Below are 17112 nucleotides of genomic sequence, written 5' to 3'. Positions count from 1 at the left end.
AAGCCGCCATGTAATCAGATCTGCATCAAACGGGTAATTAACGCGAACTTGTAAAATATTAAAACGGCGGGCCCGGCGCACGAGCACCGCCGTTTAATAGTCAATTTTACGGGTTGTGCTTTTGCAAAAACCTATTAGCTAACCAGACATCCAGGGAGAAGCGCCCCGCACCGAGAAGGATCAGCGCTGATAAACCTGCGATATATATTAAATTAATCTCATATCCCGGGGGACCGAACACAGGGCCTTGCGGGGTGAGCCCTATTGTTTTAACTGCACTAAAACCATAATGGATATGAATGCTAAACATGGCCACGAGCATGGTCATGATCAACGGTAAAGCAATAATGCTTGTAAAAATCCCCGCCAGGATCATTAAGCCTCCGATAACTTCCGTTAGTGTAGATATCCATACCATCAGGTGTGGTAATGGTACGTCTAGCTGCGTAAGCAGATGTGAGAATGCTTCCGGCCCCCGGGTTAGTTTTGCCCAACCATGAGCTAAAAATCCAAAGCCAATAATGAGGCGCAAAAATACAGGCGCCACTTGCCGGTAGTCTTTACCGGCCACAGAAAAAATGTTATTCATTTAATTAATGTTGAGTCTGATAAATAATTACCCCGATAACAGCAGGGCGCTATCATCGGGCCTTTAAACCATTGAGTAAAAAGATTTATCAGATTCGCCAGACCTGGTTAACTGCGTAAATAGGAATTTTGTATGAGCGAAGACGCGATTGTAGGCGAAGACGGCCGCCTACAACAAATAAATACATCTTAATAACAACAGGCCCTGCATTACGCGGCAAAGGCTGATACTCACTTACCGTTATCGCGGAATTCGCAACCGCCGTCTTACAAACTACATGGGCATTTAGCAGGCGTGTTCCCGTTGTTTTAGGAACCGGTGCTTTCGATTGAAAAACAACCGCGAACAGCGTATTTCGCAGCGGGCAAAAGCCAAACGTGAGCAAAACTGCAATCAGCGTAATACCAATAAGCTTTCGGGTACCGAATATGTGTCGTTTGCCTTTTGCCATTGCTTTTTTCATTATTTCTATGTGGAAAAGATCGCGTTAGCTATCAAAATTGTGCCCAGCAGCAACAATACCACGTAACTGTATTTAAAAAAGTGGCTTCCCTGCATCCGGGAGTTGATATGCCTGCCGATGAGTATTGCCGGAACGAGGACTGGCAGCGCCAGCAAAAAGTAACACAGCAGCTGCGCAGTGATCAAACCGCTGAACCAATAGCCAATAACGCCAACCAAACTGGCAGCCAAAAAATAGGCCTGTAGTGTTGCCCGGAAATGCTGGGCAGTCCAGCCGCGTTTCGCACCATAGATGACGAGCGGAGGTCCGTTAATGCCATAAGCCCCGCCCAGGATACCCGATAACAAGCCGCAACCAAAAAGCCAGCGGCCATCATCCCGTTTCAATTCTTTTAACCTTTTACCTGTTAACAAAAAGATGGAAAATACGATAATAACACTTCCTAAAATAACTTTCACCCCGTGTTCATTGACGTGCGTTAACAGCCATAATCCCAGGGGTATGCCAATGATCGCATAAACGATAAGCCAGCCGGCACTGCTGAAATGTATTTTTTCCCGGTCTTGAACAACCACAAAACCGGCGATGGTAACAGATACCAATACAGACAGCGGGACCGCGACTTCCAGCGGCATCAGCAATACCAGCAGTGGCACGGCTATCAATGACTCACCGAACCCGAAAGCAGAACGGAAAATGGTTGCGGCAAAAACGATAGCGTCTGCCTGTAAAACAATCGAATTGATGAACTTCACTGTTGTCGTTTACTTTTATTGGTTATGATAGTTAAAAACGAGTTCTCTTTCTCTATTCACCTGCTTGCGCGCAAAGTGAATAACATATGCTCAATATATCAAATTCACAATAACTTTATTTGTATTTGACGAGATATCTCACGAATCCTTACAATCTTTTTAATTTTTATCACCTGATTACGTTTACTCATGAATGACGGATAACTGATGGCCCAGCAACTTGTGTCTTTAAGGCCCGCATCAATTTGTTAAAAAATGTTAAAGCTATTTGAAATTATTTGATAGCTTTTTTTCTTTGGGCCGTCAATTTTAAACATTAAATCAATTATTTAAAAGGCATTTTTTGAAGCTATCATTAATCATTTTAGTTGTAGATCATGTTATCCAAATTAACTATCCCCCGTTTGAGCGCGCCGCGCAGCTTTACATTTCTTTTTTTATTTCTGGCATTCACATCACAGGCACAGCAGCAGCCAGTCACCTGGCCAGCCGGTAAATCAGGGTTCACTGCCAAATTGATGAACATCGAGGCCGCGATCAATGAGACCTTCCGTTACAGTACAACGCTGCATAACGGTTCGGCCAGCACCAAGATATACGAACTTAAAACCGATCTTCCTGTTGGCTGGACGATTGCCTACAAAGTGGATGGCAGCCAAGTTACTTCCATCAATATGGATGCGGGAAAAACGCAGGATATTGCCATCGAGATCAATGCCACGGCCACCGCCTCTCCGAAAAAATATAAAGTTCCAATCAAGGCTGTATCCGGTTCTGATACCTTATCGCTGAACCTGGAGGCCGTAGTTAAAGGCTCTTACAGCCTGGCACTAAGCACACCCACAGGAAGATTGAGCGATGAAGTAACTTCCGGCAGCCAGAAAGAGTTGCTGCTGGCCGTCAAAAACACGGGCACATTGCCATTGAATGACCTGCAGGTTACCGCACAGTTGCCCAGCGGTTGGGAATCAACTTTTGAACCGGCCAGTATCAAACAATTGGAAGCAGGGAAAACCATCGACGTTAAAGCGACGGTAAAAGTGCCGGACAAGACCATCGCTGGCGATTACGCTGCTAATTTTACCGCGACGAACGGTAATGCCAACTCGCAGATCGCGTTCCGGCTGCTGGTCAAGACGTCGCTGCTTTCCGGCTGGATCGGGGTTTTAGTCATCCTGGTGGCCATCGGCATCGTGTATTACCTCATTCGTAAATATGGCAGAAGATAAAACAGCCATTCCATTTTTTACCAATGAAAGATCCTATTATACAATTAACGGGTTTAACCAAACAGTATGGCCTTGTTAAAGCTGTTGACGGCTTAAACCTTGATATCGACAAGGGTGAGATCTTTGGATTGCTGGGTCCTAACGGAGCTGGCAAAACCACCACCATATTGATGATGCTCGGGCTTACCGATCCCACCAGCGGGACCGCTTTCGTTTGCGGGCACAATGCAACCAGCAACCCTATCTCGGTTAAGAAAAAAGTGGGCTATATGCCCGACAACGTCGGTTTTTATGATAACATGACCGCGCTGGAAAATCTGGTATATATCGGCAGATTGAACAGCGTACCCGAGAACGAACTAAAAAAACGATCGGCCGAAGTGCTGGAGATCGTGGGCCTTGCTACAGATCAATATAAAAAGACCTCGACCTTTTCCCGCGGCATGAAACAGCGGCTAGGCCTGGCCGATGTGCTGATCAAGAACCCGGAGGTGATTATTCTTGATGAGCCGACGCTAGGCATCGACCCTACCGGAGTTAGAGATTTCCTGGCGCTGATCAAACAACTGAGCCGGCAACAGGGACTTACCGTTTTGCTCTCATCGCACCATTTACATCATGTTCAGCAGGTATGCGACCGGGTGGGCATCTTTGTCGGCGGCAAATTACTGGCACAGGGCGATATCAGTTCGCTGTCCACTCAATTATTCGGCACCAGCAGCCATATTACTTCCATCAGGCTTGCTCAGCTTATTCCCCAGCCCTGGCCGCTGGAAACGGAACTTAAAACATGGGCTGCGATCAGCCAAATCAGTATCAACAACAATGAGCTGGGGTTTACCAGCAGCCGTGATATAACTGCCGCTCTGGTCCGTTTCCTGGTTGAAAAAGGCTGCGACGTAATTAGCGTTAATCAAAAAAATTATGGCCTGGACGATATCTATCAAAAATATTTTGAATCCAACAGTACAAAAAATACAAGCTATGAAAAGTCAATCTCCTGACATGAGGCCATTCAGCGTTATGGTTCACAAGGAAATAGCGGATCATATACGCAGCTGGCGCTTCAGCATATTGATTGCGCTCATCGTGCTTACTTTTATCGCTTCGATGTACGTATCGCTGGCGAACATCAAATCGGCAATGGGCAACACAAAAGATCCCGATCATTTATTTTTATACCTGAAACTATTAACAACAACCGACAATTCTATTCCGCCTTTCCATGTATTCCTAAGTTTCCTGGCACCTTTACTGGGCATCAGCTTAGGGTTCGATGCGGTCAACTCAGAGCAGAATAGCGGTACCTTAACACGCTTGATGGCGCAGCCTATCTACCGGGACAATTTGCTGCTGGCCAAATTTGTAAGTGCCCTGGTAGTCGTCAGTGGTTTGTTTTTTGCATTGGTTCTGCTGATGATCGGGGGTGGGTTAATCCTGACCGGTGTACGGATGGAACCGCAGGAACTGCTTCGCATACTTGCGTTCATTATGATCACCATTCTCTATGTCGCTTTTTGGTTGAGTTTATCTATCATGCTATCTATTTTGTTTAAGCAAGGGGCAACAGCCGCGCTTACAGCAATAGGGCTCTGGTTGTTCTTTACGATATTTTACCAGATCGTCATTAACCTTATTGTCAAGTCCTTCTTACCTGATCCGGCTTATCTTACCCAGGTCGATATTATCCGTTATAATGACCTTATTTTGAATCTGCAACGGGTGGCCCCGAACCAGCTTTACTCAGATGCAGTCACCACCTTTCTGATGCCGTCAGTTCGCAGCCTCGGCCCGGTAACTATGGAGCAACTGGCAGGTGCCATACCAGCGCCGTTGCCTTTTAAAGAGAGTGTAATGATTGTCTGGCCGCAGGTAAGCGGTTTAATAGCGTCAGCAGTAGGGAGTTTTGCATTTGCTTATTACCTTTTTATGCGGCGTGAGATACGCAGCTGATGAGAAATCAAATGGTGTAAGATGTAAGGGCAGATAAATCCTGTTTTGATTTGACCTTGGCTAGCCTGTTTGGAATGAATCCTTTGAATGCAGTTGTTGATTATCGTCGAACAGGCCGGCCTGTTTTTATTGAAACTTAGCAGGAACCGGATATTTAAATTGCGTAAATTAGCCCTATGCTGACCATGGAACAATATAATGCGCTAAGTGAATCAGAGAAGGCGGATGCGATCATCCAGGCTGATTTCCTAACTGACCGGGAGGAAAACGGGCTTGTTGTACAATTATATAGTCTCGGTAAAATTACGGGGGGGGGGTACTATGACCGCCTCGCCAATAAAGTGCTGCGTTACCGTGTGTTTGAGGGCACGCAGCAATTGACGCGGCATCATTGATCTGGATCATCAAACATACTCCACCCAGCCGGTACAAGCCGGCCGGGTAGAATATGCTGTTTTGTTCTCATTACGATCTTTAGCATCCTAATAGGTACCGAATTCCGCCAGGCTGCTATATACGCCTCCATGTGTACTGACCACGACATATTTAACGTAACGAGCGTCTATGAAGTCAAGCAGCCATTTCTTTTGCTGTGTTTGCACAATGTCTAAATGGAAGCCTGCCGCCCTTGTCCAGTTAATCTTATCTACACTTGTTTGAATTTCAACAGAATCGGCCTTACCGCCACTACCGCTAATCTGACGTTGGGTAAAATTGCAACCATGAATAGTTTTAACAGCGCCCATGTCAAAAGTGATGTGATGAGGTAAGACACTGCCACTGCCCGTCCATTGTGCGTGCCAATAAGTATTGACGTTATTATCGAGCGTAAACTCTGCGCGGCCATTATCTGGCCCCTCACCGCTCGACTCCTGTGATGAAAAGTCAATAACCGACCAGGCTGTACGGTCATAGTCCGGGTAATCAGCGATACTGGGTTGGGATGTGACGAGAAAATAAGTAGTCTTGAGGTTTTGATTTATCTTAAAGTCCGCATTTATGGTAATGGGCAATAAGTAGGTCGTAAACATAGGTATCGCTTTGTCTCCGGTTGTTTTAACTATTAGCTTTAACGGTGCAGTAGCCAGGTTACCCTTTGCAACCACTGCCTCGGTTGCACTAAGTTCGTACGATGCGGGCGGAAGCACTTTGTAGGAGGTGTTGTTTGCTGCATTGTAAGCGGCTATTAAAGCATCGTCAACTTTGAATGACACCTTAATATCATGGTCCGGGTAGCCTCTGCCACCATAGTTTGCTCCAAAAATCAGGGACTGTTCGGTAGGTTTAACTTCCAGCATTCCATTGACTGCCCCGTTGACTGCCTGGGGCATGTACAATTGATTATAGCTCGATTCGTCCTGAGGCGGAAGAACTATTTCGTTCTTACAACTTTGGCAAAAGATGATCAAAGCTATAATGATCAGCTTGCCGTATATATTTTTCTTCATTTTTTTTGAGTTTAATTACCACCAAGGATTTTGGACCAGTAGTCTGTTCCTGTCCATTTCGTATTGTGCTATCGGCCACCAGTAATAAGACTGCCGGAACAAGTGTGGTGTTGCCGTTGCCACTCTTTTGTAAAAATCGTTCCCGTCCTTACTAATGTCCATCCCATGCATAGTGCCCATGACCTGTGGGGCGATCTTCCATCGCCGTATGTCAAAAAACCTATGCCCCTCATAAGCAAGTTCAATCCGGCGTTCTGCACGTATCTTCGCTCGCATAGCCGCCTGGCCTGCCGGCACCGGTAACGGATTTGTTCCGGAGCCATAACCGGGAACTCCGGCACGCTCGCGAATGGCGTTCAGATAGGTAAGCACATCTGGCGATCCGGGCTGGAACTCGTTCAATGCTTCTGCATAATTCAGATAGATCTCCGCTAAACGAAATAAAATTACCACCCGCGACTGCACCTGTCCGTTGCCGCCCGCGCCAACGTTTGTTTGGGGGCCGACGTTCTTCCGGATCAAGTAGCCGGTTTTAGAGAAATCAGTGGGATGCCCGTTCCTGCCATTAGGGCCCGATATATAAAATGTAATGGGCGCTGGAGCGCTCATGGTACCTCCTTGCCAGATACTGTTATTATAAGTAACATCATGATAAAAGCGCGGCTCGCGGTTCATATACATATTGTATACCTGTACACCGTTAACGTTGGTAAAACCGGATTCAGAATATAACGGCGATTCGGACGGCAACAATCCGTCTGACATAAAATAGGCATCAACATTTTCCTGAGTGGGTGCAAGACCGCACCAGCCTCCTGCCTGCCGTGGAGTGGCATGTACATCCCATCGACCGATGTCGTTCCCTTTTCTGACGAATATTTGCTCGGAATTCCAACTATTAAAAAATACCCCGTCAAGCGATTTAATCGGGCTACCGGAAGGGTCTTTGTATAACGAGTAAATACCCAGGTCGATAACTGCCTTGGCAGCGTCGGCCGCTTTTTTCCATTTCTGCGGATCATAACTTTGAGAAATAAGCACTTTGCCGTCCTGGTTTTTAAAGGAAGCAGCTTCTGTATTGCCGTTATATTCCGGACTTGCCGCATAAAGTAAAAGCCGGGATTTAACGGCCAGGCAAATACCTTTGGTAATACGACCGAACTCCGCATCACTGACCTGGCCATTACGCTGCGGCTGAATCGGTAACACTTCTGCCGCTTTATCTAATTCACCGGCCACGTAGTTTACGCAGTCGTCAAATGAGCTGCGCGGTACCTGCATTTGCGATGCTGCGGCATCAGGCGGCGTAACTTCCTCACCCATCAATACAACAGGACCATACTGCCTCATCAGTAAAAAATAAAAGTAAGCGCGCAGGAAACGGGCTTCGGCCTGGTACTGGTCAATTAATTGCTGACCATTGAGTGCTTTGATCTCTACGTTTTCATTGATATGGTTCATGAAATAAGTAGCAGACCGGATACCCTGATAATAATATCCCCAACGATCAAAGAGGTTATTTACATTTGCCGGGTTTAAGTTACCAATGTTTACGGGGTAATTCGGACCACCCGCCCAGGTGAGATCAGCTTCGTCACTACACCCCACCATCGGGTAGCCATCTATTGCATTCGATTCGTCCGGAACAACGCTATAAATATTGGCCAGAAATTGTTCAGAAGAAGCCTTTTTGCGGAAAACTTCCTCGATCGTGATTCGGTCATTGGGAACCTGATCAAGGTATTTTTTACATCCGGAGCCTAAAATACCACTGTATAACAATAGTATTAAACTAAGTTTTATTTGTCGATTCATCTTTTTTCTGTTAAAAATTGGCTGATTAAAACGTACACCTTAAACCCAGATTATAGGTTTTTAGTAGTGGATACTGGGAGCCTCTTCCATCGCCCAGCTCGACGTCCCACAATTTGAATTCACTAAAGGTTAACAGGTTGTATCCAATGAAATAGACGTTTAAATTCGAGACGCCAATTTTGGACAACCAAGCTGTTTTGCTAAAATTGTAGTTTAACTCGGCTGTTTGAAGCCTTAGGAAAGAGCCGTTCTTGGTCCACCAGGAACTAGTTTCATAGTTCATATTGTCATTTCCGTAGGTTAATCTCGGGTAAAGTACATCATTACTCGGGTTCGAAGGCGTCCAACGGTTGGTAACCGCACTGAAAAGATTGCCGCGCTCACCCCCGAGTCTGAATGGTTGCAGCCCGTCTCCGTTTAATAAAATATCAACGTTGCTTATTCCTTTAAACCAACCGGCTATTGACCAGTTCTTCCACCTGATAGTCGGACCAAAGCCATAAACGATCTCGGGAATGCTGCCATAACCGATTGGCGCCTGGTCATATGAGTCTATTTTACCATCGCCGTTCAGGTCCTTGTATTTGATATCGCCCGCTTTGTTTATGCCTGGTTGATATGGGCTGTTGCTCACGTCTGCATCAGACTGATAAACGCCTTCCGCGATGTAACCGAACCGCTGGCCAAGCTTGCGGCCAATACGCTGCTGCCATGGATATGGGAAGGGCGCGTTTGCATCATCGATCACAATAGCCCTGTTCCAGTTGATATTGCCCCTGATGCCAAGATTAAAATCGCCTATCTTTTGTTGAAAATCAACGGTTAAATCCACACCAGTGTTATTGACCTTACCCAAATTAGCATACGGCAGGTTAGGTATACCAACAGATAAAGGCACATCGCCCCGTTGCCTGAATATACCTGTCCTTTTTTCCCGGAACACATCAGCGGTTATCGATAATGCGTCATGCAAGGTCCTGACCTCGATTCCAAGGTTATATTTCGTGGCCCGTTCCCATGATACATCCACGGCATAATCACCGAAATTTAAACCATCAATATTATTGTTGGTGTTATTCTGTCCATAATTATAACCGCCCTGCCCGGTAATAGTGCTGATATAAGCAAAGCGTCTGCCGCCAATGTTGCTGTTACCTACTGTGCCATAAGAGAACCTGAACTTGAGGAGCGAAAAAGCGCTCTGTAATTGTTCAAAGAATTTCTCCTGCGATGCAACCCAGCCCAAACCAAATGAAGGAAAGAATCCGAATCTTTTCTCAGGAGCGAAAGTTTCCGAACCATTATAACCGAAATTGACCTCAGTAAGGTATTTGTTATCATAAGCGTACGTAACCCTGCCTGCTAGTCCCATATACCGGTAAGGTATGGAGCTGATAAAATCGCCAGCAAAAGCATCCACCCGATCAGATTGATTATATAATAACATGGCGGTGATGTTATGCTTCTTGATATTTTTCGTATAGTTGATCGCGCCTTCAAGGTAAAACTGCCTCGTACCTCCGTTATTCCTGCTGTAACCTAAATAGTTAGTACCGATCTGTGTTTGCTCAAAGACAAGTTCGCCGGCCTCATTACGGCCGGTAGCCAGAAACCCGTCGACCGACTTCGTCCGGGCTATTTGATGGCTGTTGTAATTATCAAATGAATACATACCCGTTAACGAGAGACCGGGAACTAAAAAATCAAGGTTCTGTGTCAGGCGCAGATTGCTCCATAGTTGGCTCCTGAATTCCGTAGAATAACCGGACTGTGTCAGGATCGTATACGGGTTATTGACATCCGCTGTTCTGATCTTAGAAAATAGTCCATTGGAATAACGGGCGGGAATAGTCACCGGCGTTAATACATAAGCCGCATCGAAAATACTGCCCGTACCTGATCCGGGATAATTCCCATTACTGATCCATCCGGAAACACCGAAATCAACCTTTGTGCTTTTAGTGACATTAAGTGTAAGATTTGATGTAAAGTTGAACCGGGTAAATTTCATGGTAGAATTATATTTAGCCAGTTCATCCGTTTTAAACATGCCGGTTTCGTCATAATAACCCACCGAAAGATAATACTGCGCCTTATCCGAACCGCCGTTAGCATTTACCCTTGTCCTCCGATTTTGGCCAAACCGATTTAAAATAACATTCATCCAGTTGACATCCGGGTAAAGGTCAGGATCAGATTGCGATTTAGTAGCAGCAATCCGTTCAGCGGAGTACCTGGGATTCGGATCAGATGGAAAACTATTTTTGTATGCTTCGTTGGCGATATTCATATAAGTTACGCCATCAGCAAATTGTGGCAACCGGGTAAATTGCGTCATGCCTTGATCATATTGCACATTGATCGCGGTTTTCCCAACATGACCTTTTTTGGTTTGTATAATAATCACACCGTTAGCGCCTCTTACCCCATAAAGTGCTGTCGCCGAGGCATCCTTCAGAACACTGAAGCTGGAAATATCTTCCGGATCAATATTGTTAAAAGAGCGTTCCACTCCATCAACGAGTATCAATGGGGAGCTACTGGTAAAAGTGGAGATACCCCGTATATAGATTTCAGAATTATCGTAACCAGGTTCCCCGCTTCGCTGAACACCCACGATTCCGGCAACCCTGCCGGCGATCAGATTGGAGATATTAGCGACTGGCTGTTTAAGATCTTCTGCCTTAATCGTACTCTGTGCCCCGATAGTAGTCAGCTTTTTCTGTGCACCAAAGGCCACGATAACTACTTCATCCAACCCAGACGAAATTTCTTTTAATACGACATCAATTCTGGCTTGATTGCCTACGGTGACCTCTTGACTTATAAAGCCGACCATTCTAAAAACAATGACCTCACCAGCTTCTGCGGAGATACGATAATTGCCATTTTCATCACTTACCGTTCCACGTGATGTTCCTTTTATTACTACCGAAACACCGGGCAGGGTCTTGCCCAGCGAATCGGTAACGCGTCCGGAAACCTGGTGCGCCGGTTCCGCGGTTAGTGTTTGAATTTTATTGTCGCCGGGGGACGAATCCGGTTTTTTCTTATTGATAATAATTACCCTGCCCTGGATCTCGACCTGATAGGGCATTCCTTCGAACAACTTTCGCACCAGTTTGGTGACTTCTGTTTTATTGACGTTAATAGAAACGGGGGCATTAATATCGACCTCTTTCGCATTGTAAAAAAAGGTATAATCGGTTTGTTTTTCTATTTGTTTCAAAACGTCGCCCAAGGGCTGATTGTGCACTTGGATTGAAACTTGCTGGGCAAAGCTCTTTGCCGTCAACTCCAGTGAAAGTGATGAACAAAAAATTAGTATCAGGAGACCTTGCCTGAGCTTTGCGCCGTCACAATATTTCCTGACCATGTAGTTTAATAAAAATTTTAATTGCATAGTTTTGCATTATGGGGATGAATGAATACAACTCCAGTTAAATGTCCGGGTCGATGAATACGCCGGTATTTGCGAAATGATAGACGTGGGTGGACTTAACACCTCCGTTTGTTTTATGCTTCTGTGTTATGCGTCTCTGATTTTTCTCATAATGATTTAATTTTGGTTTATACTATTGGTTTTTTTTGTTGAGCCGAGAATGACTTGATTATCGTCTGTAAGCCGGATAGGAATACCAGCCTTTCTTAAAATATTGACTGCTTCTGCAAGGTTAATGTTCCGAGGAATCTTCCCGGAAAATACCTGATCAATATCATTCGTTTCATAATCGGTATGAAAGTCGTACCAGCGCTGCATTTGCGCTAATACCGCGGGAATACTGGCATTGTCGAAATAAAAATACCCGTTACGCCACGATGTGTAATGCTCCGTGTCGACGGCCCGTACCGATAATCCTTTCGCGTCGGATTGCGCCTGTTCCCCGGGTGAAAGTCTGGCGGACCTCATGCCAGCTCCACCTGTCGATACTTTGACAACCCCTTCCACAAGGGTAGTTCGCGTTGTCCGGTCATCCAGGTAGGCATTCAAGTTGAACTTCGTACCTAAAACTTCCACGATCTGGCCTGCGGTTTTGACTTTAAACGGAACCCTGGTGCTCGCAGCCTCTTTGCCTTTATTGGTAAATTTGGCCGGCATATTTAATTTACTGATCTCAAAAAAAGCTTCGCCTTCCAGTTCTACTATACGCTCATTCTCTGAAAACTTCGAAGGATAACTTAATGTCGACCCGGCGTTCAACATTACTCGTGAACCATCTGGCAGGGTGACCTGATAAATCAACCCTTTGGGTGTGGTTAACCGAAGACTTTGTTTTCCTGATGCATGAAGTATGTCGTGAGCAGTCGATTTATTTGACACCAGAATCGGGTCACCGTTCACATATTTAATGTCTTCACCTGCAATAATTCCTTTTTGTTGCGGGTTTAACATAATTGTCTGTCCATTTGCCAGCGTCAGTGTAGGCATTTTATGATTGCTTGGACTGAGGGTGTCAGTTCGCCTAAATGAGTGCCAAAAGATAGAAATTAAAAACAGTGTAGATAAAGAGGCAGCTATACCAATCGGCCATCGCCATTTGGTTTTTCGTATAGATTTTATACAATTATCTCCTGGCCTTATATCCTTTATAATTTTTAAAAACATGCGCTTCTTAAGGGCCTCTTCCCCAGTGGCGGATGATTCGAAACGAGTATCGTCATGGCCGTTGTACCAACGTGCAAATTCCTTTTTTTCCTCGTACGTTATAGCTCCGGTCAACCACTTGGTGGCTAATTCAAGTATTCGCTTTCTGTCTGTCATAACTGGTCTTACCTATATATCCTTTTGCTCACACTAAACCCCTACTTGCTCCTGATTTTTTTTTTCGACTGGCTGCCGATTTTTTAGACCTGACCGCCCCTACCGTTTACAATAAAGTATGCCCTCAAGAAATTCCTGTAACCGCCAGGGTAAAAATCTTATTGAAATCAGCGTAGTCGTTCAAAGCCGCCGATGTTCTAACTTAAACGATTGTTAAAAGCTGAAAACACCGGTGTTGATGCTGGTGGTGTCCGGGACAGTTTGAAAAAAATGGCAAGCTGCTAAAAAAATAAAAGGGGCCTTTACTGTTGCAAAGTTTTTATTAGAGGTGTAACATTAGAAGGTGTTAAATGAGACAACACTTAATGCTACTGACACTATCTATTCTGCCTTGATCAGGGCGGGAACATTAAACCATATGCTATGATGGTAACATTGTCGGAAGTTGCTGTTTTGAGGGAAGGATTTGTGTAGTAAACGTTTAAAGAAGAGTGAGCGTAATACTTGCAAGTTTAGATCGAAGAGTTTTAAAAGCTTTTTGCAAATGCGCTTCTACTGTTTTTTCGGATATGGACAGCTCGGTGGCAATTCTTTTTTGCGAATAACCAAGTTCGCGACTCATTTTGAATACCAACTGACATTTCTCGGGCAGCTGTTTAACATACTTGGCCAGTTCATCCTTCAACTCTTCAAAAGCAATCCATTGCTGCGTGGAGTCGTCAATACAACTATCTGCCGGGATTGCGTTCAAATAACTTTGCCTGATAGCATATTTACCCAATGTCTTAATTACACGGTATTTGACAGATGCTGTTAAATACCTGCCAAAGCCTTCATCTGTTATCTCTATGCTTTTACGACGTGACCATAATGCGGTAAAAATATCCTGCACAATTTCCTCCGCATCCTCTTCACGATCAACACGATTGGCCGCCACAATGTACAACTTGCGCCAATACTTGTTGTAAATCTCGCTGAAGGCCACCTCATCATCGTTTCTCAACAAATTTAGTAAGTCCTCATCTTTGCATGGAGTGATCATATCGACACTTGAGCTTATTATAATTTGCGCCGTATGTAATGTTGGGCATCGTGAATGAGACGCACAACTACAAGCGACTGTTTTTAATGCTTATATTGGTATAAAAAATTTGGTTTACATCGCCAACAGGAGGTCGCCTCCGTCCGGCAAGCCTTACTACAAAGTTATTTTATATATTAAACTAACTGTACCCAAGTGTTTCAACGCTTTGTACACCTATCCCTTTATAATCAAGCATATAAAGTTTCAAATAGATGGCCTGATCGTCGTATAAAACGGGGCCTTAATCTGTTCAGTTATCCCCGACTTGGCCAGTTCTGCGGCTTTGGCACCCATAAAGCTAAAATCTGCAGAAATGGTTGTGATGCCATTCAGAATTAACTTTTTAAAGGGTGTTTCATTGTACGAAATCACGCCGAAATCTTCCTTTAGAACCAAATTTTCTTCCTTGGCTTGGGTGATCAAATCGACCAGGTCATCATCGGTAAGGGTAATGTAAAGCATACGTTTACTAATCGGTTCGCTCTTTGCATTGGGGATAATACGGTATTCGCAGTTGAACTTTTTACAAAAAGTGAGAAACCCCTTAATGATGCCTGTCGAGTAATAACTATTCTTGGGAAACACCATCGTGATCCCGTGATAGTTACGGATATAACTAAACATATGGCTCAAAGCATTAAAAATATCCCGTTCGAAATCCTCATATACCATCGAAACAGCCCCATTTAGCCCTTCTAAAAAACCTCCTACCAATATCAATTTGCCATCCGGAATTTTCTTTAACACATCAGTAGGCGACTCATCGTTACATACAAAATGGGGTGCTACTACGATCTTATCGAAATGATCCATTTTCTCGTACAGTATTTTTTTAAATAAATTCAGATTACTGTTATAGATAAAGAAGTTAATGTAATCTCCCTCGCATAGGTTACTGGCAAAAGCATCATAAATTATTTTTTTCTGATTGCTCAGTTTATTGAACAACATTAATATGCGCCGTGACCGGCGGGTTTCAACCTGTTTGATAAAGTGCCCTTTGCCATGTACTGATCCAATCACTTCCCTTTTTTTCAATGTACTATAGGCTTTGGTGACAATGTTCCGGGATACATCAAGGGCAATGCTGAGGTCATTGATAGAAGGAAGCACATCATTCAATTCAAGCTGTTTACGGTCAACTGCCAACATAATTGCATCAGACAGTTGCCGATGATATGGCGTCAACGAGTGATCGTCAAGATGTAATATCTTCAGATAGTTCTTCATGAATACATGTAATAACTTTTAACTGATTTTACCGCTAGAATGCCGACAGATCTTATTGATCTGCCAGCATTAAAACGATACGCTGATTGTGTGGCCTAATACGGTATAAACTACCATTTGTCGTTTTCTCGATCGTACCGAGTTTAGTTTTCAGCTGGTAAGCATGCCCGTCAAATTCATATTGAGCGCTGTTACCAGTTATTGATTTAAGCGCGGTTTTAGCTCCCTCGGCAACATGGAGGTCGAGAAACCAATCGGCGGCGGGATTTTTGATGGCTGTAATAGTTACAGTTTTCTCATTCATATCAATTTTGAAAAAGCCTTTATCCACCGGCCAGGAAGCGCTGGCCGTGGTTCTTCTTATGTTCCTAAATATTGGGTTCCCGCCATGCACCGGTACTTCCTGGCCATTTTCGGTCATCATCAAACGGAAGCCCTCAGGATTACCGCGTTTCCCCCACTGAGATCCATCCACTACGGGAAGCGTATAAAAAAAACTTTGATTGACGGTAGTTACATCCTTCAGGTATTTGTCCGGGACCGTTTCGTTAAACATGTGGATATCGGTAATACGCAGGCTGCCATTCTCCCAAAGCAGATTGGTCCTGTAAAACCGGCTATTATACCAAACCGTCTTCTTATCGCTCTCACCGAGATCTTTACTTACGGTAAAGGTGGTTGCAGGGGTAACTTTATAAGTTTTTTTAAACCATTCACCTGACTGGGCCATGGTCTCTACACGGACTTTTCCCTCGCTTTTTAGCCGGGCAATGATCGGCATTTGCCATTCCAGCCCTTTTTTCATCGCAGGCCAGGTAAACGAATTTTCCTGGCCTGCCTGCGTATAGTTGTATCCCAGTGAAGGGTCGTTGGCAAATGACTGAAAGAACCAGTTGATCCACTGCTCGTTCCCTCCCGCATGGGAGTAAACCGGCTCCAGTGTGGTTACTGAGCGCCCATCGGCATATTGCCTGATTGGATCACTTCCCAGCATTCTAAAAACAGGGACGGGTAGTTGTTTGTCTGCATGCTGCGCGGGCATGTAGGCGTTAACCCGGCTCGGGTAATACGCCTGGTTCCAGTAACCTCCCCAAAGGGTGAAGCCGTCAGTGCCTACCTGATCTTTGCAATTTGCCGTTGCAACGATCTTATATTTATCATACATGTAATTCAGGGAATGGGCATCTATTACCCACGAGGCGATCGATCTGGGGTAATATCCGAATATTTGCTTAAAATCGGCGAAATAAACGTCAATGATCTTTTCCCGTTCGGCAGGCGTATAGCCCACGGAAAAACCTACGTCGGAGTGCCAGTCCCAGGCATATTTTCCCCGCCATTTGATACCGGCCTTTTCGATGAGCCGCTGCGGCAATTCCCACCAGCCACCGATTTCAAATTCATCCTTTGGCAATGTTTTAAGAAGTTCCTGATAGCGTTTGTCAATCAGGGCGTCATACTGCAATAAAAAAGTACCGCCGAGGTGATATTGCTTCATCAGCTTGATCTGGTTAACTACAGTTTGATATAGCACGTCTTTTGTGACATTGGCGTCACGCGGTTCGATATCCCGAATGAAATTGACTATGTTGACAATTTTCGGAGCGCTCGCCGGTTTTGACTTTTGCGCGAAGGAACGGATGGTAATAACCGAAGCCATTACAACAAGAAAGATGAGCGAAAAAAATTTAGATCTCATGAACACTTGTGTTTTTAATTATTTGTAAATGATGGTTGTACATGATGGGTATTAGCCCTTAGTGGCCGAACACGGAAAAAAAGGG

Annotated in this window: 14 protein-coding genes; 4 read left to right on the top strand and 10 right to left on the bottom strand. The window is 44.7% G+C overall.

Going from position 1 to position 17112, the window contains the following annotated elements; all coding sequences use genetic code 11:
* Positions 1–106: 106 nt before the first annotated feature.
* The 3 genes from AC1DRQ_RS08805 to AC1DRQ_RS08795 all read right to left on the bottom strand — a co-directional run bounded on the left by AC1DRQ_RS08805 (position 107) and on the right by AC1DRQ_RS08795 (position 1807).
* Complete coding sequence (locus tag AC1DRQ_RS08805) at positions 107–589, bottom strand: DoxX family protein (RefSeq protein WP_477423707.1); 483 nt, start codon at positions 587–589, stop codon at positions 107–109.
* A gap of 88 nt (positions 590–677) precedes the next feature.
* Positions 678–1052, bottom strand: a complete 375-nt coding sequence (locus AC1DRQ_RS08800; RefSeq protein ID WP_477423706.1) for a hypothetical protein — start codon at positions 1050–1052, stop codon at positions 678–680.
* A gap of 5 nt (positions 1053–1057) precedes the next feature.
* The gene (locus AC1DRQ_RS08795; RefSeq protein WP_477423705.1) at positions 1058–1807 is read right to left on the bottom strand and encodes a sulfite exporter TauE/SafE family protein; all 750 of its coding nucleotides are present in this window, start codon (positions 1805–1807) and stop codon (positions 1058–1060) included.
* A 377-nt stretch (positions 1808–2184) separates the two neighbouring features.
* Here AC1DRQ_RS08795 and AC1DRQ_RS08790 point away from each other — a divergent pair, with 377 nt between their 5' ends.
* The 4 genes from AC1DRQ_RS08790 (at position 2185) to AC1DRQ_RS08775 (ending at position 5384) form a co-directional block, all read left to right on the top strand.
* Entirely contained in the window at positions 2185–3036 is an 852-nt protein-coding gene (locus tag AC1DRQ_RS08790; protein WP_477423704.1) for a COG1470 family protein, read from the top strand.
* Between the two features lie 23 nt (positions 3037–3059).
* On the top strand, positions 3060–4040 hold the full coding sequence (locus AC1DRQ_RS08785; RefSeq protein WP_477423702.1) for an ABC transporter ATP-binding protein: 981 nt from the start codon (positions 3060–3062) through the stop codon (positions 4038–4040).
* Positions 4021–4989 carry an ABC transporter permease gene (locus AC1DRQ_RS08780; RefSeq protein WP_477423701.1) on the top strand — a complete coding sequence of 323 codons (969 nt, stop codon included), beginning with the start codon at positions 4021–4023 and terminating at the stop codon, positions 4987–4989. The genes AC1DRQ_RS08785 and AC1DRQ_RS08780 overlap by 20 nt, the downstream gene beginning before the upstream one ends.
* 176 nt (positions 4990–5165) lie before the next feature.
* On the top strand, positions 5166–5384 hold the full coding sequence (locus tag AC1DRQ_RS08775) for a hypothetical protein (RefSeq protein WP_477423699.1): 219 nt from the start codon (positions 5166–5168) through the stop codon (positions 5382–5384).
* 87 nt (positions 5385–5471) lie between these two features.
* On the opposite strand, the gene AC1DRQ_RS08770 is transcribed toward AC1DRQ_RS08775, so the two are convergent.
* The 7 genes from AC1DRQ_RS08770 to AC1DRQ_RS08740 all read right to left on the bottom strand — a co-directional run bounded on the left by AC1DRQ_RS08770 (position 5472) and on the right by AC1DRQ_RS08740 (position 17027).
* Entirely contained in the window at positions 5472–6437 is a 966-nt protein-coding gene (locus AC1DRQ_RS08770) for a BT_3987 domain-containing protein (RefSeq protein WP_477423697.1), read from the bottom strand.
* 15 nt (positions 6438–6452) lie between these two features.
* Positions 6453–8252: a RagB/SusD family nutrient uptake outer membrane protein gene (locus AC1DRQ_RS08765; RefSeq protein WP_477423695.1), complete on the bottom strand. Its 1800-nt coding sequence runs from the start codon at positions 8250–8252 to the stop codon at positions 6453–6455.
* Positions 8253–8277: 25 nt separating this feature from the next.
* Positions 8278–11481: a TonB-dependent receptor gene (locus AC1DRQ_RS08760; RefSeq protein ID WP_477423694.1), complete on the bottom strand. Its 3204-nt coding sequence runs from the start codon at positions 11479–11481 to the stop codon at positions 8278–8280.
* Between the two features lie 330 nt (positions 11482–11811).
* Positions 11812–13014 carry a FecR family protein gene (locus tag AC1DRQ_RS08755; protein ID WP_477423692.1) on the bottom strand — a complete coding sequence of 401 codons (1203 nt, stop codon included), beginning with the start codon at positions 13012–13014 and terminating at the stop codon, positions 11812–11814.
* Between the two features lie 481 nt (positions 13015–13495).
* On the bottom strand, positions 13496–14056 hold the full coding sequence (locus tag AC1DRQ_RS08750) for an RNA polymerase sigma-70 factor (RefSeq protein WP_477423691.1): 561 nt from the start codon (positions 14054–14056) through the stop codon (positions 13496–13498).
* Positions 14057–14302: 246 nt separating this feature from the next.
* The gene (locus AC1DRQ_RS08745; protein ID WP_477423690.1) at positions 14303–15328 is read right to left on the bottom strand and encodes a GntR family transcriptional regulator; all 1026 of its coding nucleotides are present in this window, start codon (positions 15326–15328) and stop codon (positions 14303–14305) included.
* 52 nt (positions 15329–15380) lie between these two features.
* Positions 15381–17027, bottom strand: a complete 1647-nt coding sequence (locus AC1DRQ_RS08740) for a hypothetical protein (protein WP_477423688.1) — start codon at positions 17025–17027, stop codon at positions 15381–15383.
* Positions 17028–17112: the final 85 nt, after the last annotated feature.

It is taken from the genome of Mucilaginibacter sp. P4_E8 (genome assembly GCF_056401495.1).
The sequence above is the reverse complement of the archived record's forward strand: the minus strand, read 5'-3'. Positions and strand labels throughout refer to the sequence as shown.